The sequence below is a fragment of the Methylophilus sp. 13 genome, assembly GCF_015354335.1.
In the GTDB taxonomy this organism is placed as follows: Bacteria; Pseudomonadota; Gammaproteobacteria; order Burkholderiales; family Methylophilaceae; genus Methylophilus; species Methylophilus glucosoxydans.
The window spans coordinates 552704-574660 of the sequence record NZ_JADKYR010000003.1; the positions used below are offsets into that span (position 1 = coordinate 552704).

21 protein-coding genes are annotated in these 21957 nt (G+C 53.3%); 18 read left to right on the plus strand and 3 right to left on the minus strand.

Annotation, left to right across the window (positions count from 1 at the left end):
* Nucleotides 1-72 precede the first annotated feature (72 nt).
* The 6 genes from INP77_RS10415 to INP77_RS10440 all read left to right on the plus strand — a co-directional run bounded on the left by INP77_RS10415 (nucleotide 73) and on the right by INP77_RS10440 (nucleotide 7691).
* Complete coding sequence (locus tag INP77_RS10415) at nucleotides 73-441, plus strand: CidA/LrgA family protein (protein ID WP_194748945.1); 369 nt, start codon at nucleotides 73-75, stop codon at nucleotides 439-441.
* A complete protein-coding gene (locus INP77_RS10420) occupies nucleotides 434-1174 on the plus strand; it encodes an LrgB family protein (RefSeq protein WP_194748946.1) in 741 nt (246 codons plus the stop codon). Before INP77_RS10415 ends, INP77_RS10420 begins: the two co-directional genes overlap by 8 nt.
* A 240-nt stretch (nucleotides 1175-1414) precedes the next feature.
* Nucleotides 1415-1750 carry a hypothetical protein gene (locus tag INP77_RS10425; RefSeq protein ID WP_194748947.1) on the plus strand — a complete coding sequence of 112 codons (336 nt, stop codon included), beginning with the start codon at nucleotides 1415-1417 and terminating at the stop codon, nucleotides 1748-1750.
* Nucleotides 1751-1969: 219 nt separating this feature from the next.
* A complete protein-coding gene (locus INP77_RS10430) occupies nucleotides 1970-3052 on the plus strand; it encodes an efflux RND transporter periplasmic adaptor subunit (protein ID WP_194748948.1) in 1083 nt (360 codons plus the stop codon).
* Nucleotides 3053-3073: 21 nt separating this feature from the next.
* Nucleotides 3074-6262 (plus strand): efflux RND transporter permease subunit, encoded by a 3189-nt coding sequence (locus tag INP77_RS10435; RefSeq protein ID WP_194748949.1) that lies wholly within the window; start codon nucleotides 3074-3076, stop codon nucleotides 6260-6262.
* Complete coding sequence (locus INP77_RS10440) at nucleotides 6252-7691, plus strand: TolC family protein (protein ID WP_228518856.1); 1440 nt, start codon at nucleotides 6252-6254, stop codon at nucleotides 7689-7691. Before INP77_RS10435 ends, INP77_RS10440 begins: the two co-directional genes overlap by 11 nt.
* A 512-nt stretch (nucleotides 7692-8203) precedes the next feature.
* On the opposite strand, the gene INP77_RS10445 is transcribed toward INP77_RS10440, so the two are convergent.
* The 3 genes from INP77_RS10445 to INP77_RS10455 all read right to left on the minus strand — a co-directional run bounded on the left by INP77_RS10445 (nucleotide 8204) and on the right by INP77_RS10455 (nucleotide 10531).
* Complete coding sequence (locus INP77_RS10445) at nucleotides 8204-8785, minus strand: hypothetical protein (protein ID WP_194748950.1); 582 nt, start codon at nucleotides 8783-8785, stop codon at nucleotides 8204-8206.
* Between the two features lie 137 nt (nucleotides 8786-8922).
* Nucleotides 8923-9282, minus strand: a complete 360-nt coding sequence (locus INP77_RS10450) for a DUF4186 domain-containing protein (protein WP_194748951.1) — start codon at nucleotides 9280-9282, stop codon at nucleotides 8923-8925.
* 16 nt (nucleotides 9283-9298) lie between these two features.
* Nucleotides 9299-10531 carry an MFS transporter gene (locus tag INP77_RS10455; RefSeq protein ID WP_194748952.1) on the minus strand — a complete coding sequence of 411 codons (1233 nt, stop codon included), beginning with the start codon at nucleotides 10529-10531 and terminating at the stop codon, nucleotides 9299-9301.
* A 252-nt stretch (nucleotides 10532-10783) separates the two neighbouring features.
* On the opposite strand from INP77_RS10455, the gene INP77_RS10460 reads away from it, so the two are divergent.
* From INP77_RS10460 to INP77_RS10515, 12 genes are all read left to right on the plus strand, one after another.
* Complete coding sequence (locus INP77_RS10460) at nucleotides 10784-11371, plus strand: hypothetical protein (RefSeq protein ID WP_194748953.1); 588 nt, start codon at nucleotides 10784-10786, stop codon at nucleotides 11369-11371.
* A 27-nt stretch (nucleotides 11372-11398) separates the two neighbouring features.
* Entirely contained in the window at nucleotides 11399-12307 is a 909-nt protein-coding gene (locus INP77_RS10465) for a hypothetical protein (RefSeq protein WP_228518857.1), read from the plus strand.
* A 15-nt stretch (nucleotides 12308-12322) separates the two neighbouring features.
* The gene (gene alkB / locus INP77_RS10470) at nucleotides 12323-12961 is read left to right on the plus strand and encodes a DNA oxidative demethylase AlkB (protein ID WP_194748954.1); all 639 of its coding nucleotides are present in this window, start codon (nucleotides 12323-12325) and stop codon (nucleotides 12959-12961) included.
* A gap of 185 nt (nucleotides 12962-13146) precedes the next feature.
* Complete coding sequence (raiA, locus tag INP77_RS10475) at nucleotides 13147-13473, plus strand: ribosome-associated translation inhibitor RaiA (RefSeq protein ID WP_194748955.1); 327 nt, start codon at nucleotides 13147-13149, stop codon at nucleotides 13471-13473.
* Between the two features lie 132 nt (nucleotides 13474-13605).
* Nucleotides 13606-14556 carry an HPr(Ser) kinase/phosphatase gene (gene hprK / locus INP77_RS10480; RefSeq protein WP_194748956.1) on the plus strand — a complete coding sequence of 317 codons (951 nt, stop codon included), beginning with the start codon at nucleotides 13606-13608 and terminating at the stop codon, nucleotides 14554-14556.
* A gap of 19 nt (nucleotides 14557-14575) precedes the next feature.
* A complete protein-coding gene (gene rapZ, locus INP77_RS10485; protein ID WP_194748957.1) occupies nucleotides 14576-15457 on the plus strand; it encodes an RNase adapter RapZ in 882 nt (293 codons plus the stop codon).
* Between the two features lie 21 nt (nucleotides 15458-15478).
* Nucleotides 15479-15886: a PTS sugar transporter subunit IIA gene (locus INP77_RS10490; RefSeq protein ID WP_194748958.1), complete on the plus strand. Its 408-nt coding sequence runs from the start codon at nucleotides 15479-15481 to the stop codon at nucleotides 15884-15886.
* A gap of 11 nt (nucleotides 15887-15897) precedes the next feature.
* Nucleotides 15898-16167, plus strand: coding sequence for an HPr family phosphocarrier protein (locus tag INP77_RS10495; RefSeq protein WP_194748959.1), 270 nt, complete (start codon nucleotides 15898-15900; stop codon nucleotides 16165-16167).
* Entirely contained in the window at nucleotides 16168-17919 is a 1752-nt protein-coding gene (gene ptsP / locus INP77_RS10500) for a phosphoenolpyruvate--protein phosphotransferase (protein WP_194748960.1), read from the plus strand.
* A 126-nt stretch (nucleotides 17920-18045) separates the two neighbouring features.
* Entirely contained in the window at nucleotides 18046-20076 is a 2031-nt protein-coding gene (locus tag INP77_RS10505) for a M3 family metallopeptidase (RefSeq protein WP_194748961.1), read from the plus strand.
* An 86-nt stretch (nucleotides 20077-20162) separates the two neighbouring features.
* Complete coding sequence (locus INP77_RS10510) at nucleotides 20163-20471, plus strand: hypothetical protein (RefSeq protein ID WP_194748962.1); 309 nt, start codon at nucleotides 20163-20165, stop codon at nucleotides 20469-20471.
* 198 nt (nucleotides 20472-20669) lie between these two features.
* Entirely contained in the window at nucleotides 20670-21917 is a 1248-nt protein-coding gene (locus INP77_RS10515) for a hypothetical protein (RefSeq protein ID WP_194748963.1), read from the plus strand.
* The last annotated feature ends 40 nt before the right edge of the window (nucleotides 21918-21957 follow it).

The window sequence follows — 21957 nt, forward strand, 5'->3', positions numbered from 1 at the left end:
AACATAGCGCTGATTCAAGGGCGTATGGCTTTATCCATCACGCAGGGACCACACAGACAAACGGATTCACAGATGATTTCAGGCTTGGTACAACTTTTTTTATGGCAGGGGCTGGGCGAGCTGCTCAGTAAATTCTTTTTACCCGGCATCCCCGGACCGGTGCTGGGCCTGCTGCTCTTGCTGGTGTTTTTATGTGCCCGTGGGCAGGTGAATGCCGACCTCGGCCTGGTGGCCGACAGTTTCCGCCAGCATCTGGGATTGTTATTTGTACCCGCCTCGGTCGGCGTGCTGCTGTTTCTGCCCGAGCTGCAAACGCATGCCCTGGCGGTAGGCACTGCCCTGCTGGTGAGCGTGATTCTGACCATTGCCGTCACCGCCATTGTGCTCAAACTATTCTGGTATGTTTCACTCAAGCGCAATAAGGGGCACCGCCATGAGTAAGCGCCTGCCAATTGCCGAAATCTGGGTCTACCTGTCGGGTGACCCGCTGTTTGCGCTGATTATTACGCTGGCCAGTTATCAGCTCGGTTACCTGTTGTATGTGCGCGCCAAGCGTCATCCGCTGGTCAACCCGGTCGCCATTTCGGTGCTGCTCACCTGCCTGACCATAGACCTGCTGGACATGCCGTACGAAAAATACTTTGAAGGTGCGCAATTTGTGCACTTTTTGCTGGGCACGGCGACCGTCGCCCTGGCAGTACCGATTTACAACGGCTTCAAGCGCATGCAAGGCAAGATTTTTCACATCTGGGTGGCACTCACCGTGGGCAGTACGGTGTCTATTGCCAGCGCGGTGGCGATTGCCAAGCTGATGGGCGCGACCGACAACATTGTGGGCAGCATGTATGCCAAATCGGTGACGGCGCCGATTGCCATGGGCATTGCCGAGCGCCTGAACGTGTCGCCGACGCTGACGGCAGTGTTTACCGTGATCACCGGCATGCTAGGGGCGATTCTGGCCCCCTATATCCTCAATGCGGTCAAAGTTCAGCAGTGGTGGATACGCGGCACGGCGATTGGGGTGGGCGCGCATGGTCTGGGCATTACACGCGCGTTTAGTGTCAATGAAGAAGCCGGGGTGTTTGCCAGCATGGCGATGGGGCTCAATGGCGTGATCAGTGCCATCGGCCTGCCCATCGTATTGACCTATTTACGGCCACATTTGGGCTTCTAGCTGACACCCAGCTTACAAACGGCCATTTTGGCCGAACTTGGCGCAAAATCGTATTGTCATTCCAAACGTAAAAGGGTTTAATGTAAGCATTGTAAATCCCATTTACGGCGATCAATGTGTGAAAGCGTCCCCTGGCTGATCAAAACGATTAGCCAGTGAAAACAGTGCCTTATCACAGTAATAAACCGTAAACATACACCACATACTAACAACCATAGATGATAGCCATTCACTGAACATATGGATAAACCTCTGAATACAGCCGCATACAAGCTCAGACTGTGGGTCGTCACAGTGCTGCTGGCTGTGCTCGGGGTGGCCCTGGTGGCAGAGTTCTCTGACCACTCCAGCTACCGTGATGATGTGGTGCGCGTGCGGATTGCCGAGATTAGCGAACCTTCCGCCGATGGTGAATCGCCGTTTCCCTCATTACTGCCTTTGATTAACCTGCCCGCAAGCTTCGTCGTTGCCTGCGTGATTCCGTTTGCGCTACTGGCTTTGCCACGTCAGCGCCTGATCAAACACCGCACGGTGGTTCGCCACCTGCACTCACGGGCTCCCCCCGCATCTGTTTAGGACACTCTGTGCCCATGCGCATGCTGTTACTACCCGATTCAAGTTGATAGTGTTTGTAACCGATGCGCCCTCCCTGTCCTGCATCATGCCCGGTGACATGGTACTGGCGCCCAGAGTCCAACGGTGGGTGAACATTCCCTGGCGGCATACGCCTACAAGATGCCAGATGGCTGTTTAACCAGTATTCCTCTTCAATTTAATTAAGATAAGAACACACTTATGATGAAACAGCACTTAATCGTTTTAGGCTTGCTTGGCTCCCTGCTAGGCGCTTGTCATAAAGAAGAAGCGCACAAGGAAGAGCTTCCCAAACTGGAAGTCACCACCCCGATGCGCAAAGACACCACGCTGATTAAAGAGTATGTCTGCCAGATCCATGCCATCCGGCATATTGAAATGCGCGCGCTGGAGCGTGGCTATTTGCAGGATATCTTTGTCGACGAAGGCAAATATGTCAAAGCTGGCCAGCCCATGTTCAAGATCATGCCAAATATCTACCAGGCGGAATTGATGCGCGCCAAGGCTGAGGCCAATGCCATTCAGATTGAATACGAAAACACCAAGGCGCTGGCCGAAAAAAATGTTGTGTCGCTAAACGAGCTGGCGATTGCCAAAGCCAAACTCGACAAGGCGCTGGCTGAAGTGAACCTGCACCAGACACACTTGAACTTTACCGACATCAATGCCCCGTTTGACGGCATCATGGACCACCTGTTTGTGCGGAAAGGTAGCCTGATGCAAGAGGGTGACTTGCTGACCACACTGTCTGACATCAGCAAAATGTGGGTGTACTTTAACGTGCCAGAATCCGAGTATCTGGACTTTAAAGCCCGTCATGAAGATGAAAAACAGGTCAAGGTGCATCTGCGCATGGCCAATGGCCAGGTGTTTAACCAACAGGGGGTCATCGAAACCATCGAAGCCGACTTTGACAACAAAACCGGTAACATCGAGTTCCGGGCAGGCTTCATGAACCCTGAGCGTCTGTTACGTCATGGCGAGACCGGTAACATCATGATGGATATCCCTTACAAAAACGCCATGCTGATTCCACAAAAAGCGATTTTTGAAATTCTCGACCAACAGTATGTGTTCGTGGTGGGCAAGGATCACAAACTGGAACAACGACTGGTTAAAGTGGCGGCTGACATTCAAGACATGTCCATCATCGAGAGCGGCCTGCAAGACACCGATCATGTGTTGATTGAAGGCCTGCGCCGCGTCACCAAAGGTGACAAGATCATTGAGGACTTTAAAACACCCGACAAGGTTGTTCCTGAACTGAAGCTGTACGCAGAATAACGAAACATCAGGTGAACACATATGCTTAACATATTCCTCAAACGCCCAGTACTGGCCATCGTACTGTCCCTGCTCCTGACGTTTACTGGATTCTTGTCCATTAAAAGTCTGCCGGTCGAGCAGTTTCCAGACATTGCGCCACCGCGCGTATTGATCTTCCTGGCTTATCCTGGCTCCAGCGCCAGCGTGCTGGTGCAATCGTCACTGATTACACTGGAGCGCGCCATTAACGGTGTGCCCGGCATGAAATACATCGTGTCCGACGCGACCAGTGCGGGTGAAGCCACCATCCAGGTCTATTTTGATCAGGGGGTAGACCCGAACGAAGCGATGGTGAACACCAAGGTCAGGCTGGACCAGGTCATCAACCGTCTGCCTCAGCTGGTACAACTGGAAGGGGTGATCCTGAACAAGGTACAGCCTAGCATGTTGATGTACGTGAACATGTACAGTACCGATAAAAACGCGGACCAGAAATTCCTCTACAACTACTCACAAATTAACGTGATTCCTGAAATCCAGCGCGTGAACGGCATTGCCTGGGCGCAGATTTTGGGTAGCCGCCAATATGCCATGCGGGTGTATTTAAATCCTGACCGCATGCGGGCTTACAACGTGTCGTCCAAAGAAGTCATGGATGCGATGTCCAACCAGAGTTTGATTGGTCGTCCAGGCCGTTTGGGGCAAAGCTCGGGCCTGCAGGCGCAAGCCAAAGAATACACCCTGGTGTATAGCGCCAGCCGCTATGAAAAGCCTGAGCAATATGAAAATATTGTGATCCGCTCCACCCCCTCAGGTGAGATTCTGCGCCTGAAAGACATTGCCAAAGTCATGCTGGGCAGTGAGTTCTACGACATTTACTCCAACAAAGACGGTTATCCTTCTGCCTCGATTGTGTTGAAGCAAAACTACAACACCAACGCGAAAGAAGTGATTGAAAACGTCAAGAAAACGCTGGAAGAGCTCAAACCGACCTTCCCGGCTGGCATGACCTATGAAATCAACTACGACGTGTCACGCTTTGTAGATGCTTCTATCCACAAGGTCTTGCATACGCTGGTGGAAGCGTTTGTGCTGGTATCGCTGGTGGTGTTCATTTTCCTCGGTGACTGGCGCTCTACCCTGATTCCGTTGATCGCGGTGCCCATCTCGCTGATCGGAGCGTTTGCCGTGATGAGCTCGTTCGGCTTGAGTATCAACCTGATTACGCTGTTTGCCATGGTACTGGCGATCGGGGTGGTCGTGGACGATGCGATTGTGGTGGTGGAAGCGGTGCACGCCAAAATGGCTTCTGACCATGTCGGCCCTTACGCCGCGGTACAACGTGTATTGGGTGAAATCGGCGGCGCGGTGGTCGCGATCACCTTGCTGATGACCTCGGTATTTGTGCCGATCACCTTCCTGCCGGGTCCGGTGGGTGTGTTCTACCGCCAGTTTGCGATCACCATGGCGTCCTCCATCGTGTTGTCAGGCATTATTGCGCTGACCCTGACCCCCGTGCTGTGCGCGATGATCTTGAAGAATACACATGGCCAGCCCAGAAGCCGTAACCCGATCAACCTGTTTTTGGACCTGTTCAACAAGGGCTTTGACAAGGTAACTGATTATTACACGGCCTTCCTTGAAAAACTGGTGACTCAGCGCACGATCACCTTTCTGGTGATTGGGCTGTTCTCTTTCGGGATTGTTTCGATTGTTAAAATCATTCCAGAGGGCTTCATTCCCGGTGAAGACCAGGGCATGATTTATGCAATTATCCAGACCCCTCCAGGCTCAACACTGGAAACCACCTATCAGGTGTCTCAAGAGCTGCAAAAAGTAGCGAAGAAAATTCCTGCAGTGCAGTCTGTGACCGCCTTGGCGGGTTACGAGGTGCTGACCGAAGGGCGCGGTTCTAACGCGGGTACTTGTATTATCAACCTCAAGGACTGGGAAGAACGTAAAGAGACCGTGGCTGACGTACTCAAATTACTGGAGAAAGCCACCGAAAACTTTGGCGCGCGGATTGAATACTTTGAACCGCCTGCAGTGCCTGGTTATGGTACGGCTTCCGGTCTGGCCTTCCGCTTGTTGGATAAAACCGGCTCGCTGGATTACCAGAAGTTTGATGACATCAACAAAGACTTCATGAAGGCCCTGGCAAAACGCAAAGAATTAACCGGTTTGTTTACCTTCTATGCGGCCAACTATCCACAGTACGACTTGATCATTGATCCGCAACGTGCCATGCAGAAAAAAGTCACGATTGCCGATGCGATGGACAACCTCGACGTGCTGGTGGGCAGTACCTTTGAACTGGCCTTCATCCGCTTTAACTACTACTTCCGGGTGTATACCCAGGCTGCACCTGAGTTCCGCCGCTTCCCTAGCGACATCCTGAACTACTATGTACGCAATGAAGATGGCGAGATGGTGCCTTACTCAGCCTTCATGACGATGAAGAAACAACAGGGTCCTAACGAAATTACCCGTTACAACCTGTTTAACTCTGCAGCGCTGCGTGCCGAGCCTGCTGAAGGCTACACCACCGCCTCTGCAATCAATGCCATCAAAGAAGCCGCTAAATCTCTGCCTAAAGGCTACTCAGTGGGCTGGGAAGGCTTGAGCTTTGACGAAGAACGCCGTGGCAATGAAAACATCATTATTTTCATGGTGGTGCTGGTATTCGTTTACATGGTGCTGGCCGCACAATATGAAAGCTTCATTATTCCGTTTGCGGTCATGCTGTCGTTGCCAGTTGGTATTTTCGGTAGCTTCCTGTTGCTGAAAATGGCCGGGTTGGCCAATGACGTGTATGCGCAGATTGGCTTGATCATGCTGGTGGGCTTGCTTGGTAAGAACGCAGTGCTGATTGTAGAGTTTGCGGTACAGGCGCGTGAAAAAGGCGCCTCTATCAAAGAGGCCGCCATCGCCGGGGCAAAAGCACGTTTCAGACCAATCTTAATGACCTCGTTTGCCTTTATTGCCGGCCTGATTCCATTGACGGTCGCGACCGGGGCCGGTGCGATTGGTAACCGGACCATCGGTACCTCGGCCTTGGGCGGCATGTTATTCGGGACGCTCTTTGGTGTGGTCGTGATTCCTGGCCTTTACTATATTTTCGCTAGCTTGGCGGACGGTAAAACGCTGATCCGCAAGGAAGATCAGAACCCACTGACTGAGTCCTACGAGTACAACAGACATGAAGAAGAAGACGAACATGACCACTAATAAATATCTGTATTGGCTGGTAAGCGGTGCAGTTGCAGCCATGCTGCAGTCCTGTGCGATCCCCAACATCATGACCAAGGAGGCCGACACCGCCTTACCCGCGCAATATAGTGGTAAAGCGGCCGCGGCCGACACCCAAAGCAGTGCCAGTGTGAGCTGGAAAGAGTTCTTCCAGGACCAGAATCTGGTCTCTCTGATTGATACGGCCGTGGCCAACAATAAAGAGATCCAGATGATGGCGCAGCGTATCTCGATGGCGCAGAACGAAATTCAGGCCAGACGCGGTGCTTACCTGCCTTTTGTGAATGCCGGTGGTGGCATCAATTATGAAAAAACCAGCAAGTTTACCCGGCTGGGTGCGGTCGAAGATGGCCTCAAGATTCATAATCAATCCTTCCCGACCTTTCTTGGCGACTACCAGTTTGGGCTGGTAGCCTCCTGGGAAGTCGACATCTGGCACAAACTGCGTAATGCACAACAAGTTGCCGTGCTCGACTACATGGCGACCACAGAAGGCAAAAGTTTCCTGGTCACCAATTTGGTGGCTGAGGTGGCCAACAGCTACTACGAGCTGGTCGCGCTGGACAACCAGTTGCTGACGCTGCAAAAAAACATTGAGATTCAGCAGAATGCGCTCAATGTGATTCGTGAGCTGCAGAAATACGCGCGCTCAACCTCACTTGCGGTCAAACGGTTTGAAGCCGAAGTGAAAAAGAACCAGAGCAAGCAGTACGTGATCAAGCAGCAAATTACCGAGGCTGAGAACCGCATTAATATGCTGCTGGGTCGCACCTCGCAACCAATTGCACGCAACAGCGATGGCTTCATGGAACTACAACCTAAAGCAGTCGAGACTGGCCTGCCTTCACAAATGCTGGCCAACCGTCCGGATATCCGTCGCTCCGAGCTCGAGCTGGCAGCGGCCAAGCTGAATATTGATGTGGCCAGAGCCAACTTCTATCCCTCGTTCACCATGAACGCCGGACTGGGCTTTCAGGCCTTCAAGCCGCAGTATTTGCTGAATATCCCAGATGCACTGGGCGCTTCACTGGGCGCGGGCTTGATGGGGCCATTGATCAACCGGAACGCGATCATTGCCGAGTATAAAAATGCCAGTGCCTCGCAAATTGAAAAAGCTTACGAGTATGAGCAAACCATTATCAATGCTTATATGGAAGTGGCGAATCAAATTGCCAACGTCGATAACCTGAGCAAAAACTTCAGCCTGAAAACCGACCAGGTTAACCAGTTGACGCAGTCAATTGACGTGGCCAACCAGCTGTTTAAAAATGCCCGCGCGGATTACGGTGAAGTGCTGCTGACGCAACGTGATGCGCTGGATGCCAAAATGGAGTTGATAGACACCAAGCAGCAACAGATGTCTGCCATGATCAATCTCTATCGCTCTTTGGGCGGTGGCTGGCGTTAAGCGTTACCCAAACCAAGCCTAAGCAGATCGCCCAGTCTAAAGCTCGCGATCTGACAAAACAAAGGGATTCCGAAAAATGGAATCCCTTTGTTTTTGCTGCCCTGCAACATCCATTCCCGCGCCTCCAACCATCCCTTTTGTCTAATTCACCTAGACCACCAGAGCGTAGCAATGCTTGAGAGCACTCAATCGACCTCGGCACGCAAGTAGGCTACACAACGCGCTACTGGCACATGTGCTGCCTTAGCGACACATATGGCACACAGCCTAAGTTGAATAACGAGTAAACACCACTCACCCAATCCGCACAAAAGCGACCCTCCCCATAGCAAATACCATTGCTGCAGGATGAAGGCATCCCTGTTTAAACAGTCGTGTGCGCAACGAGCGCTGTGGCAGAGCGCCGGAGGGAGGAGTCGTGAAGAGATGCGCCGTATATTGCGTGACGCTGACAAGCACTCACCCGTGCCTAACCAAACAGGCTAGCCACGGGCAAGTTATTAGAATGGGGCTTATTTGCCGAGCAGGTTATCCAGCGAGCGCTGGTCCAGTGCGCCCAAATAGGTCGGGCATTGCTGGTTGATGACGGCGACCCAAGCTGCACAACCGTCCAAAGGTTGCTGGCTGGCTGGCACGGTCAAACCAAAATCTGCTGGTTTGCGCGGCGGGACTGATTTGTTGCCAAACCACATGACGCGCTTGTCCTTAGACAACGCGAAACAGCTCTTGGCCGCTTCACGCAAAGCCTCGCGCGCATCGCTCAGGCTGCCGCAAGCCGAACTGCCATCGACTTCCATCAACTGCGCGCCGACTTCATAGCGGGTTTGGTCCACAGTCAATATCGTACCGGCAGGCTTGTATTCATTCATGACCGCATAAAAGCCAAACAGAAAAATCAGCATGCCCAGGGAAAGGCCACGATGCTGCTTCTCAAACACCTCAATGCCAAAATAATTCACCGCCAGCGCCATCAGCGTCAAGGCAAATGCGGCCATAGCCACCATCTTGTGCGGAATCTGTATCTCATAAATCCCCCAGGCAAACGCGATTACCGCGATGACAAGGGTGACAATCCGCATCATTTTTTTATTCATTGCAACACACGCTCCACTAACTAAAGATAGAGGCAGTAATGGCCCTCGCCACCGCCCACCCACGCGCAACATCTTAACCGATTTGCCTGAATGATTGATATTGATGCAGCCCGAATGTTCGCAAAGACGGTGCCAAATTAAGCTTGCTGTAAGTTTGCCGCCAGCCAATGCTCAATCACCACCACCAGATACGCCTGTTCCTCCAGGGTCAGCGCTCGGCCAGCAGGAATCTGGTGCCATTTGGATAAACATCCCCGGCAACATGTAGCGGTAGCATGTTGCGCGACAAACACCGGATGTCCGCGCATCGGCGTTTGCTGACCATCATTGGCCGGAGTAGCCGGGGCCAGCCGCTCGGCAATAAATTTTTCTGCATGGTCTAGCACCACCGCTAACCCTTTTTGTTGCAAATAGTGCTGGTCTTTAGGGTTTAATTTGAACCGTGCGCGAAAATCGGAGCGTTGCAGGGCTTGAAACAAGGCTTCGAGATCGCGCATGGCCTACACACCACAATCAGTGCAACTGCGAAAGGTGCAAATCTCGAAGTTTTGGCGCCTTGAACGCCGTCACCCCTACCACTGCCAGCGTCATGCAGCCCCCAAACACCACCGAGGGCACCAACCCCATGAGTCTGGCGGTGAGCCCGGACTCGAACGCACCTAGCTCATTGGAAGAACCGATAAAAATGCCGTTGATGGCCGAGACGCGGCCGCGCATGCCATCGGGCGTGGCCAGTTGCAGAATGGTTTGCCGTAACACCACCGAGACGCCGTCCATCATGCCGGAGATGGCCAGGATCAGCATGGCTAATTCAAAATTGGTACACAAGCCAAATGCAATCATGCACGCACCAAAACCGGCCACGGCAAACAGTAGCCAGCGGCCACTGTGCTCATGAATCGGGTGTTTGGCTAGCCAGACGCCGGACACTATGGCGCCCAGTGCGGGGGCGGCACGTAACAACCCCAGGCCTTCTGGGCCCATCTGGTAGATATCGTGCACAAAGGCAGGCAGCATGGCGACAGCACCGCCAAATAGCACGGCAAACATGTCGAGCAGTTGCGCGGCGAGCACCACTTGCGTACGGCGGACAAAGCGCAAGCCTTCAGCAATGCTGGCAAAGACTTTCATTGGCTCATGGCTATGGTGCTCGGTCACGCGCAAGGCCAGCGCAGCCACACATGCGGCCAGTGCCAGCAGTGCAGACAGCCCATAAGCGATAGATTTGTCAGCAAACCCAATCAGCAAACCGCCGATGGCGGGGCCGACAATGAGCCCAATCTGAAACATGGAGCTGCCGATGCCAGAGGCCTTGGCGATGGAGGCACGCGGGATAATCAGGGCAAATAGCGTGTTATAGCTGGGGGAGATCAACGCACGTGCAAAGCCGGTCAGGCAGACCGTGCCATAGATCCACCAGGCAGTATGTGCTGGCTGTTGTTGCGTAATCATCACCAGTAACCCGGCGTTCACCGCCAGAAAAAAAGCCGACACGGCGGCAAAACCGCGGCGCGAGAAGTAATGATCCACGGCATGCCCCGCAAACAGCGCGCTACCCATGTAAGGGACCACTTCTGCCAGGCCGACCAGCCCCAAGGACCAGGGATCGTGTGTCAACTCGTAGATATGCCAGCCGATGGCAACCATCATCATCTGGTACGACAGCACCATGAGGATGCGGTAGGCAAGCAACTTGGGGAATGCATAGCCCTGATGGGCAAGAATCTGGCGGATGGACAAAGACATAGGCAAGATTATACGCTATCGCTTCACATGGCTGCGGCGTGCAAAATCGCCTACAATCTGCAAGCGGGTGCGGTGAATCAGGCAGTAGGCGGTAACGCTGATGAGCCGTCGTTGACCCCGTGCGACTCTGCCGATATAGATGGGGCGCACCCGCAAGTCTTAAGCAACCGATTAAATGTGGCAAGATTTAATCGGGTAAGATGCCGGCCTGCTATCGCAAGCAGTCTGCCCCTTAACTAAAGGTTTATTTTCATGACATCACGTATTTCAGTATTCAGTTTGTGTTTTCTCTGGTTTGTGACGCTTTGCGCACATGCAGAGGAAAGTTTCGTCACCAAAGAGCCATTCAGGCAACCGGCAAAAATGCCTTCGGCCATCGTGACTTTGCTGGCGCAAGAGCCGTCGGTGGTCAATAGTGCTAGTTGCGGGGAATCCAAGCCTGCCGCTTTGCTGGAAACGCAAGTGGTACGCCTGAGCAAAACGGCAAAAGCTTATTTGGTGAAACCAGCACATGCTTGCCTGTGCCGCGAGGCCGCTTGCCCGGTGTGGTTGTTTCAAATGAGAGGGGCGGCGGCCAAGCTCATTTGGCATACCCCTGCCGCAATCAAGGTGGCCGTATTAGACAAAAAATTTGATGGCTACCAAAAACTGGGCGAAACCGACGGCGATGCAGCGGCAGGGAGTGAAACGCACTGGTCTTGGGACAATACGCGTTATAAACAAACCTATAAAAATACCTGGACCATGGACGCCGACAATAAATGCCGCTTGGGCGAGGAAACGATCCATCTGGTGGATGGAAACATTGTGAACCATTCCATCAAGTGTCCCCAGGACTAACCAACGAGAAGCTCATGCGAGGCTAAGATGCGCATCGCGATCCAGAGACTGTTGCTGGGACTGGCATTACTGCTGACATCCCCCGCCATGGCGGCGGACACCATGCAACTCTGGATCACCGTCGATTGGGAAGGCTTGTCGCTGGATGAAGACAATCTACAGGCCATGCAACGCTTTCGGCAGCAGTTTCCAGACATTCCGATGTTGCATTTGGTCAATCCGGTCTATTTTATCCAACCTGGGGTCCATCGCGCCCAGGTAGGCAGCCTGATTCGCAGCACGTTTTTACCGCAAGACACGGTGGGATTGCATCTGCACCCCATGCGCACATTGGTTGAGTATTGCGGGCTCACCTATCAGGCCACGCCCTCGATTTCTGGCCGCGATGAACATTGCAGACAGGCCAGTTGCGGTCACTCAGTTAGCCTGGAGTTTGCTTACAGCGAGACCGAGCTGACGCGGCTAGTACATTGCAGCAGTGATTTGATGGTGCAAAACGGCTTTAACCGTCCCCGGCATTTCCGCGCCGGGGCTTGGCAACTGGGGCCCAAGTTGCAAGCCGCCCTGGTTGCGAATGGCTTTTATTGGGATAGCTCGCGCATTGATGCGCGCTTGCTGACCTCGCGCTGGCCCAGCGACAGTCCCCTGATCAAGGGATTGCAACAGCTGCATGCGGGCAGCACTCCGCTGGAACAACCGTATGCTTTGTCTTATCAATTGATGGAATACCCGGATAACGCCGCCCTGGCGGATTACACCAACACGCAACAACTGTTGCGCCTGTTTGAAGCTTTATTGAACCAGGCCCCTGCCGTCATGGTCTTGGGATTTCATCAGGAATCGGCTGCAGACTACCTGTTGCAACTGGAGCGCGCCATTCCCCACATGCAGCGGCTGGCAAAACAGAAAAATGTCACGTTGGTGTGGATGCCCTAATCGCCGCGAGAACGCATGGACTTATTTGCACAAGACACCCCCTCTAAAGTGATGCTGGCCCCCGGTGCCTGCTGGCTATCCGGCTTTGCGCTACCCTGCATGCCAGTGCTTTGGCCTTGTCTGGCACAGCATCTGTCTGCCCATCCGCCCCGGCAGATGATGACGCCCATGGGTTACCCGATGTCAGTGCGCACCAGCAGCATGGGTGATTGGGGCTGGGTAGGCAGTGCGGCTGGCTATGGTTACCAGGCGGCTGACCCCGCCAACCATCAACCCTGGCCAGCAATGCCGGAGGTGATTTTACAGCTGGCTGCGACCGCCGCGCAGCAGGCAGGCTATGCCGACTTTGTGCCCGACAGCTGTTTGATCAACGTGTATGCTCCCGGCAGCAAAATGGGCTTGCATCAAGATAAAGATGAGCTGGATTTTACGCAGCCGATTGTGTCAGTGTCGCTCGGGCTACCCGCCACATTTCTATTTGGCGGCCCCAGGCGGACGGACAAGCCGGTGAAAATCCCGCTGGTGCATGGCGATGTCGTGGTCTGGGGCGGCGCCAGCCGGCGCTTCTATCATGGCGTGGCGCCAGTCCAGCCTGGGCAGCACCTGCTCATTGGCCCGCAACGCATTAACCTCACCTTGAGAAAAGCGCGTTAGCATCTCGCCCTGACAACGCCTTAAGAATAGCCGCATAAACGCTGATGAAGATCAAAAACCCCGCTCACTTCCGGGTTGCATCTGTTTTTCAAAAGAGTAAACTGAAACTGTCTTATCTATCCAACATTTGCTGAATGATCCAGCAAACACTCGATAAGACCCTTTCCGAAAACAAGGAGTTTGTCATGAATTTACAACTTACAGGACACCATTTAGAAATCACTCCAGCACTGCGCGAGTACGTATCATCCAAGTTCTCGCGTATCAGCAATCACTTTGATCATGTGATTGATGTCAAAGTCACCATGTCTGTTGAAAAGCTTGCCCAAAAGGTTGAAGCGACATTGCATGTGCCAGGCAACGACTTACACGCCGCCTGCTCAGACGAAAACATGTACAGTGCCATCGACATGCTGACCGACAAACTTGACCGCCAGGTCGTGAAACACAAGGAAAAAAATGGCGACCACCACAAATCCGGTGGCGCTGTGAAACACCAGTTAAGCTCATAAGCCTTAACGCCATTCTCTACCCGACCGGGTAGAGAATTCACCCCGCCCCCGCTACTTTTACGCCGTTTCACGCCACCCGAATCAATTCAGTTGTAAAATGAGTCCAACACTTTGTTGATGCGTTAACAACTTATGGCTCAAATCTCTGTAGCCGATTTATACAAGCAGATTCGCAGTAAACTCAAATTGAAATGGGTAGCAGGCGAGTCTGGCGGTCAGAAAATTCTCAATTCAGGCACTGTGACCAAGCCTTCACTGGCACTGGTCGGGCATTTGAATTTTGTGCACCCCAACCGGGTGCAAGTGTTGGGCTGTGCCGAAATGGACTACCTCGGTGGGCTCAGCATCCTGGCCATGCAACAGGCGGTAAGCAACCTGTTTTCAACCGACCTGGCCATGGTCGTGGTCGCCAATGGCGAAAAAGTACCCTCGGTCATGCTGGAAGCCGCACAACAATCGCAAACCCCCTTATTCACGACGCCCATGATCAGCCCGCAACTGATGGAATTACTCAGCCATTATCTGGCGGTAGCGACGGCAGAAACCACCAGCCTGCATGGTGTGTTTATGGAGGTACAAGGCTTTGGCGTGCTGATTACCGGCAGTGCGGCGATTGGTAAAAGCGAGCTGGCGCTCGAGCTGATTTCACGGGGTCATCGGCTGGTGGCAGATGATATTGTGGATTTTTACCGGGTCTCGCCCGAACGCATTGAAGGCCGCTGCCCGGAGCTGTTGCAAGACTTTCTGGAGGTGCGCGGTCTCGGCATTTTGAATATCCGCGCACTCTATGGCGATAATGCAGTCAAACCAACCAAACCGCTGGATATGATGATACAGCTGGAGCTGGCCGACGAATTGAAGCCGCAGGACCTGGACCGGCTCAGTGCCAACCGGCAGACGCAACAAGTGCTGGATGTAGAGATCAGCAAGGTCATTATCCCGATTGCGGCCGGACGCAACATTGCGGTACTGGTAGAAGCCGCCGTACGCAATCACATGTTGCTGTTGCGTGGCGTCAATGCCACCAAACAACTGACACAGCGGCAAAAACAGATCATGCTCAGAGAAAGCAAATTACGATGACATCCACAGGGTTAAGCACATGCAACTGGTGATTGTGACCGGGCTCTCCGGCTCGGGTAAAACCATTGCCTTGCGCGTGTTTGAAGACAGCGGCTATTACTGCATTGATAACCTGCCTGCCACCTTGCTGCCGCATATCCAGAGCCATGTGGCCAACCGTGATGCGGCCAAAGTGGCGGTGAGTATTGATAGCCGCAGCATTGCGATTGAGTCTTTACCCGACATCCTGAAAACCCTCAAGAGCCAGGGCATTGCCGCGCATCTGCTGTTTCTGGATGCCAGCCTGGAGACGCTGGTCAAGCGCTTTTCTGAAACCCGGCGCAAACACCCGCTCAGCACGCCAGATCAAGCACTGGCCGAGAGCATTAAACATGAGCGTGACTTGCTGTCTGGCCTGAATAATCTGGGCCACCATGTGGATACCAGCAACCTGTCATCCAATGCCTTGCGCAACCACACCCGGGACTGGATGCTGCAAATTGAACAAAGCTATTTGCCCGCCCGCTCGCATTCGCTGGTGCTGTCGTTTATCTCGTTTGGCTTTAAACATGGCATTCCACTCGATGCCGACTTTGTGTTTGATGTGCGCAGCCTGCCCAACCCGCATTACGATCCGATTTTGCGACCTTACAATGGCACGCAGGCGCCGATACAGCAGTTTTTGCAAAATGAATCACAGGTGCTTGAAATGCAGCAAGACATTCAGCACTATATCGAAAAATGGCTACCAAGCTTTTATCACGACCATCGCAGCTATGTCACGGTAGGCATCGGCTGCACCGGGGGGCAACACCGTTCCGTCTATCTGGTGGAACAATTGGGGGCGTATTTCAAGCAACAGCATCAAGTCATGATTCGCCACCGCGAACTGCAGGATGCCGCCGCGATCGCTACCCCGTAACGAGACTCTGAAAGTACATTTATGATTGGTGTTTTGATTATTGCGCACGGTAGCCTGGGACCCAGCCTGATTGACTGCGCCACACATGTGATGGGCAACCGCCCGGCACAGCTGGATTATCTGGAAATTTCAAAAAATGATGACCCGGCAACGGTACTGCCCAAGGCGCAGGCACTGGTGCAAAGCCTGGACAGTGGCCAGGGGGTGCTGGTGTTGTCAGATATTTATGGTGCAACCCCGTGCAACATTGTCACCAAACTGCTGACACCAGACGAGACCGAGGGCGTGGCTGGCGTGAACCTGCCCATGCTGGTGCGCGTGCTCAACTACCGTCACGAGGGTTTGCACTCCTGCATCCAGAAGGCCCTCAGCGGTGGCCGCGACGGCGTTGTCCACTTTACCAAAACCACTTGTCATCACGCACAATAACCTCATAAAACATGGCCAAACTTTCTTTAGAAATCATCAATAAACTCGGCTTGCACGCACGCGCCTCCACCAAATTCACCCAAACTGCCAGCCAGTTCAAGAGCGAAGTCTGGGTGGAAAAGAATGGCCGTCGGGTCAATGCCAAAAGCATTATGGGCGTGATGATGCTGGCCGCCGCCAAGGGCAGCATCATTGACATTGAAGCCACCGGCCCGGATGAAGATCAGGCGCTGGCCGCACTCGAAGCACTGGTTAACGACTATTTTGGCGAGGGTGAATAATTGACCAGCTTTAGCATGCATGGCGTCGGGGTATCGAGTGGCATTGCCATCGGCCATGCACACCTGATTTCGCATGCCCTGCTCGAAGTCGTGCACTTCAAAATTGAGGCGTCTGCTATCGACGAGGAAATTGCCCGCTTTGAACGTGCAATCGGTCTGGTCAAGCACGACCTGGAACAGCTCAAAGCACAACTGCCCAAAAATGCCCCGGCTGAACTGAGTGCCTTTATCAATACCCACTTAGCCATGCTGACTGACAAATCATTGTCAGAAGCGCCTAAAGCCATTATCCGTAATGAGCTGTGCAACGCCGAATGGGCGCTCAAACAGCAAATGGATGATATCGTCGCCCAGTTTGACGCGATTGAAGACGCCTATTTGCGTGAGCGCAAGCAGGATGTGGTGCAGGTGGTCGAGCGTGTAATCAAGGTCTTGTTGGGCCGCGACCAACTCGCCGCCAGCGAGAAAAAACTGCAAGCCAGACAAGAGCGCGCCATGATTCTGGTGGCGCATGATGTCTCCCCGGCAGATGCCATCCAGTTCAAACATCACCAGTTTGCAGCCTTTATCACCGATGTCGGCGGTGTCACGTCGCATACGGCGATTCTGGCCCGCAGCCTGAATATTCCATCCATCGTTGCCTTGCAGCGCGCCCGTGACCTGATCAATGACGGCGAACTGATGATAGTCGACGGCAGCGAGGGTGTGGTCATCGTCAATCCTGACCCTGAGGTACTGGCGGAATACCAACTCAAGCAAAACCAGTGGCAACTTGCCCAGCAAAAGCTGCAACGGATTAAAACGACCAAGGCCGTCACCGTGGATGGGGTGGCGATTGACTTACTGGCCAATATTGAAGTGCCTGACGATGTGGTTGCTGCCAAAGCCTCGGGCGCCGTCGGCGTAGGCTTATACCGGACCGAGTTCCTGTTTATGAATCGCACCGAAATGCCCGATGAGCAGGAACAGTTTGAAGCCTACAAACATGTGGCGGAGGCCATGAAAGGCCAGCCGGTCACCATCCGCACGCTGGATATTGGCGCCGACAAGCAACTGAACCCGGATGAAGTGGTGACGGCCATCAACCCGGCGCTGGGCTTGCGTGCCGTGCGCTATTGCCTGGCCGAGCCGCATATTTTTCACAGCCAATTCCGCGCCCTGTTGCGTGCCTCGCACTATGGCCAGGTGAAAATCCTGATTCCCATGCTGTCCAACCTGGCAGAACTGCGACAAACCAAACTGCTGTTCGCCCGTGCCAAAGAATCGCTGCGCCAGCAAGGCATCCCGTTTGACGAGCAAGTGCCTATCGGCGGCATGATCGAAGTACCGGCCGCCGCCATCAATGCTGACGCCTTTGCCCAGGAGCTGGACTTTTTGTCCATAGGCACCAATGACCTGATTCAATATACGCTGGCGATTGACCGTGCCGACGATGCGGTGGCACATTTGTATAACCCTTTGCACCCAGCCGTCTTGCGCTTGATCCAGATGACGGTTGCCGCCGCCGCCAAATATGACAAGCCGGTCTCTGTCTGCGGCGAAATGGCGGGCGACATCAAACTGACGCGCTTGCTGGTTGGCATGGGCATGCGCCAGTTATCCATGCATCCGGCGCATATCCTGAGCGTGAAGTCGCAAATCCTGCAGAGCGAAGAAAACGTGCTGGCCAAACAAGCCAGAAAAATTCTGTCGCTCAATGATCTGGAGAAAATTGACCCACTGATTAAAAAATTAAATGGCGAAGTGCACTAACGCTGCACGGATGCCCTTGTATTAAACAAAACTCATCACCATCATCAATATATACAATGAGCCAAATGCGAACATTTGGCGAATAATACGCCTCTATCATCTATCGCATTCAACAAAGGATTTGCTGTGAGCACCAACCCATTACTTGCTTTTAGTGGCCTGCCCAAATTTAACGATATCCGTCCAGAGCACGTCTCCCCCGCCATTGACCAGTTACTGACAGAAGGCCGTGCCTTGGTAGAGCGCCTGGCGACTGCCAGCGAGACGCCCGACTGGCAAAACTTTGTGCAGCCGATTGAAGACTACTCGGAAAGACTGTCTCGCAGCTGGGGGCCGGTCGGGCACATGAACGCCGTGGTCAACACGCCAGAACTGCGTGAAGCCTATAATGAAAACCTGGCCAAACTGACCGATTTTTACAGCGACCTGTCACAGGATGAGCGCCTGTACGCCAAGTACAAAGCCATCCAGGCCAGCGCAGGTTACGCACAATTGAGCCGGGCACAACGCAAGATTATCGACAACGAAGTGCGTGGCTTCAAACTGGGCGGTGCCGAGCTGCCGCCAGCCGAAAAAGTACGCTTCAAGGAAATCGCCGAACAACTATCCAAACTGGGCAGCAAGTTTGAAGAAAATATCCTCGATACCACCAACGACTTCAAGCATCTGGTGACAGACGCAGCCGAACTCACAGGGCTGCCTGAGGACGCCTTGCAAGCGGCCGCCGAAGCTGCAAAAGCAGAGGAGAAAACCGGCTATCTGTTTACGCTGCACTTCCCGTCTTACATGCCGGTCATGCAATACTGCGACAACCGCGCCCTGCGTGAAACGCTGTATCGGGCCTATGCTACGCGCGCCTCAGAATTCAGTAAACCCGAATGGGATAACACCGCCCTGATCGCTGACCTGCTCAAACTCAAGCAGGAAGAAGCGCAACTGTTAGGCTTTAAAAACTATGCTGAACTGTCGCTAGCGACCAAGATGGCAGATACGCCGGCACAGGTGATTGAATTTCTGGACACCCTGGCCAAGCGGGCCAAACCCTATGCCGAAAAAGACATGGCCGAACTCAAGGCCTATGCCGAAAAGCTGGGCTTTAGCGACATGCAGGCCTGGGATGTGTCCTACATCAGCGAAAAACTGCGCCAGGACAAATACGCGTTTTCAGATCAGGAAGTCAAACAATACTTCCCCGAAGACAAGGTGCTGGCAGGCCTGTTTAAAGTGGTGGAAACCATTTTTGGCGTGCAGGTGCGCAAAACCGATGCGCCGTTATGGCATAAGGATGCGGGTTTTTATGAGATCAGCGACCAGCAGCGCCAGCCAATTGCCTATTTCTATCTGGACTTGTATGCGCGGCATGGCAAACGCGGGGGCGCCTGGATGGATGAGTGCATTACCCGCCGCAAAATTGCCAATGGCATAGAGCTGCCGGTTGCCTACCTGACCTGTAACTTCTCGGCACCCGTTGGCGACAAACCTGCGCTGTTCACCCATGACGAAGTGATCACGCTGTTCCATGAATTTGGTCACGGCCTGCACCACATGCTAACCCAGGTCGAGGAATACAGTGTTTCCGGCATTAAGGGCGTGGAATGGGACGCGGTCGAACTCCCCAGCCAGTTTATGGAAAACTTCTGCTGGGAATGGGACGTGCTGCGCCATATGACGGCGCATGTCGACACTGGTGAGCAACTGCCGCGCGCACTGTTCGACAAAATGGTCGCCGCCAAAAACTTCCAGGCCGGCATGCAAACCGTGCGCCAGATCGAGTTTTCATTGTTTGATATGCGTTTGCACAGCAGCTTTGACCCGGCAGGCAAGCAGACGGCACTCGACGTGCTCGAACAGGTGCGTGATGAAGTGGCCGTGTTGCGTCCGCCGAAATGGAACCGTTTCCCCAATAGCTTTAGCCATATTTTTGCAGGCGGTTATGCCGCAGGCTACTACAGCTACAAATGGGCAGAAGTGCTATCTGCGGATGCCTATAGCCTATTTGAAGAGCTGGGCGTGTTGTCTGCCGAGGCAGGCAGCCGCTTTAAAAACGAGGTGCTGGCACAAGGTGGCGCACGTCCGGCCATGGAGTCTTTTGTTGCCTTTAGAGGTCGCGAGCCGAGTATGGATGCGTTGTTACGCCACAACGGCATGGCAAGTTAATCACTTTGTACATCTAGCCAAGTGTCTGACACTTGGCTTTTTTACACGCACCCGCTATGCTAGCCAGATCGTTTTAAGGATTAAAAATGTCTCGTCTGCCCCTCTGTGTGTTACTGATTGCCTTGTTGCCGACGGTGGCGTTTGCCGCCAAAGAAGAAGCAGATGATATTCAAGCCAAAACCGCCAATGGCGATGAAGTGGTGCTGCACGCCAATGGCTACTGGGAGTTTAAGGATGCCAAAAAAGCCGAGGAAGCCAAAGTCAAAGTCGAACAATTTGAGCGGAGTAATAGCTGTCCCTTGGGTATGCGGCCCAGCTTTTTGGGTGTCGGCCGTTGCATCGCGTTTGACGACCCCATCCTCAAGCGGGGTTCACTGAGCGGCAAGGGCCGCTAATTTGCGGCCACGCGAACCTCAGACAAGCACTAAAACAGGGCAGCCATCGCTGCCCTGTGTCATTTTCAAATATCCCGCGCACAGCAAGTGCAGGGCACGGGCCGCAAGCACAAGCCATTGTGCGCAATATTTAGCCAACGTCCCCCAGTAGGAACGCCACTTGCTTATTTCAGGTTTTAGATGCATTGATGGAGCCTCATGATTAATTCTCTCGATTTTGCCCGCCACGGCGACAAACAAAACTCCGCCTTTTTTGAAGAGTATTTGCAAAAGCTGCTCGAAGAGCGCGACCAGCTCGGGCTGACCGACATGATTCAGGAAATCGATGCGCTGATGATTACGGTAGACCCTGATCATTCGATCCAGTACATCGCCGAACTGTCTTTAATGACCTCTTACCATTATCTGGTGACACTGGAGAGTGAGAAGCACTGGACGCATATTCTGCGCATAGACCTCGACTCGCCGGATTTACTGGTCCGAGAGGTGAAAGACCCTAACTTCAGGGGGATTTTCCGCGCACTCAACGAGATCTATCCTGTTGGGGCGCGCAAACCAAATAGCCGCTACATGGGTGAAATCATCCGCGTTACCAATATGCACGAGGTGGTGAAGTTACAGGAAGAACGCGAATTCCGCTTTTTTACCCAGGACGAAGTGCGCAAACTGGAATTGCCGGGCAATGTGGCGATCAGCAAACCTTCGCCCTACACGCATAATATCGTTGGCTATATGAAACGCGAGCCGGATGAATTACGCGTGTATGCGCTTGGTATCAGTACCATCCGCGCCGATGTGCAAGCCGCGTATGAAGAGGCTAAAAACCTGCAGGCCAAGCTGCGCATAGACGATTTGATTTTGCCGGTGGATCACCTGGCCACCCGCGTTTATAGCCAAAACCGTGAGGTGGCGATTCTCGAATACCTGTCCTGGTCCAGCTACTTTTTCTGGGGCGCCTATAACATCTGGGATCAGAACTCCTCCACCAATGTGACCAAGAGCGTGCATGGTTTCCCAGAAACCAAGAGTCCGGCCAAAGTGTTTACCGCCAACAATACGCCTTATTTTGTTAACCACCTGGAAAAACTGCCCTCGCCGACCGAGACCTTTGTGCGTAACTATGGCCCGCGCTTGCACCATATCGCCTTATCAGTCAAAGATGGCACCCGTGACGGCAAGGAAAATATCGAATTTGTCGTCGATGCCATTGCCAGCCAGGGCAAAGGCTTTCTGCTCGATGTGATTGGCTCCAAGGAAGAAGGCCTGAAACAGATTTTCTCTAATGCCTCTGAACACTCCTCGCTGATTATTGAATATGTACAACGCTATGACGGCTTTGATGGCTTTTTCACCCGGGATAACGTGGCCAAGCTGACAGAGGCCGCCGGGGTGGAAGAAGGCGTGCTGGAGCAACAGGCAAGATTGAGTCAGCGCGCTGGGAAATAACGGACGTGCACAGGTTGATCTATACTTAGACTCTTTACGC

Excerpts from the sequence above, each read along its gene's own strand:
- INP77_RS10460 (WP_194748953.1), top strand. The coding sequence starts at position 10,784 with ATGACATCACGTATTTCAGTATTCAGTTTGTGTTTTCTCTGGTTTGTG.
- INP77_RS10450 (WP_194748951.1), bottom strand. The coding sequence starts at position 9,282 with ATGCGCGATCTCGAAGCCTTGTTTCAAGCCCTGCAACGCTCCGATTTT.
- INP77_RS10440 (WP_228518856.1), top strand. The coding sequence starts at position 6,252 with ATGACCACTAATAAATATCTGTATTGGCTGGTAAGCGGTGCAGTTGCA.
- INP77_RS10510 (WP_194748962.1), top strand. The coding sequence starts at position 20,163 with ATGTCTCGTCTGCCCCTCTGTGTGTTACTGATTGCCTTGTTGCCGACG.
- INP77_RS10420 (WP_194748946.1), top strand. The coding sequence starts at position 434 with ATGAGTAAGCGCCTGCCAATTGCCGAAATCTGGGTCTACCTGTCGGGT.
- rapZ (WP_194748957.1), top strand. The coding sequence starts at position 14,576 with ATGCAACTGGTGATTGTGACCGGGCTCTCCGGCTCGGGTAAAACCATT.
- INP77_RS10445 (WP_194748950.1), bottom strand. The coding sequence starts at position 8,785 with ATGAATAAAAAAATGATGCGGATTGTCACCCTTGTCATCGCGGTAATC.
- raiA (WP_194748955.1), top strand. The coding sequence starts at position 13,147 with ATGAATTTACAACTTACAGGACACCATTTAGAAATCACTCCAGCACTG.
- hprK (WP_194748956.1), top strand. The coding sequence starts at position 13,606 with ATGGCTCAAATCTCTGTAGCCGATTTATACAAGCAGATTCGCAGTAAA.
- INP77_RS10490 (WP_194748958.1), top strand. The coding sequence starts at position 15,479 with ATGATTGGTGTTTTGATTATTGCGCACGGTAGCCTGGGACCCAGCCTG.
- INP77_RS10465 (WP_228518857.1), top strand. The coding sequence starts at position 11,399 with ATGCGCATCGCGATCCAGAGACTGTTGCTGGGACTGGCATTACTGCTG.
- INP77_RS10435 (WP_194748949.1), top strand. The coding sequence starts at position 3,074 with ATGCTTAACATATTCCTCAAACGCCCAGTACTGGCCATCGTACTGTCC.
- INP77_RS10430 (WP_194748948.1), top strand. The coding sequence starts at position 1,970 with ATGATGAAACAGCACTTAATCGTTTTAGGCTTGCTTGGCTCCCTGCTA.
- INP77_RS10495 (WP_194748959.1), top strand. The coding sequence starts at position 15,898 with ATGGCCAAACTTTCTTTAGAAATCATCAATAAACTCGGCTTGCACGCA.
- INP77_RS10415 (WP_194748945.1), top strand. The coding sequence starts at position 73 with ATGATTTCAGGCTTGGTACAACTTTTTTTATGGCAGGGGCTGGGCGAG.
- INP77_RS10425 (WP_194748947.1), top strand. The coding sequence starts at position 1,415 with ATGGATAAACCTCTGAATACAGCCGCATACAAGCTCAGACTGTGGGTC.
- INP77_RS10515 (WP_194748963.1), top strand. The coding sequence starts at position 20,670 with ATGATTAATTCTCTCGATTTTGCCCGCCACGGCGACAAACAAAACTCC.
- alkB (WP_194748954.1), top strand. The coding sequence starts at position 12,323 with ATGGACTTATTTGCACAAGACACCCCCTCTAAAGTGATGCTGGCCCCC.
- INP77_RS10455 (WP_194748952.1), bottom strand. The coding sequence starts at position 10,531 with ATGTCTTTGTCCATCCGCCAGATTCTTGCCCATCAGGGCTATGCATTC.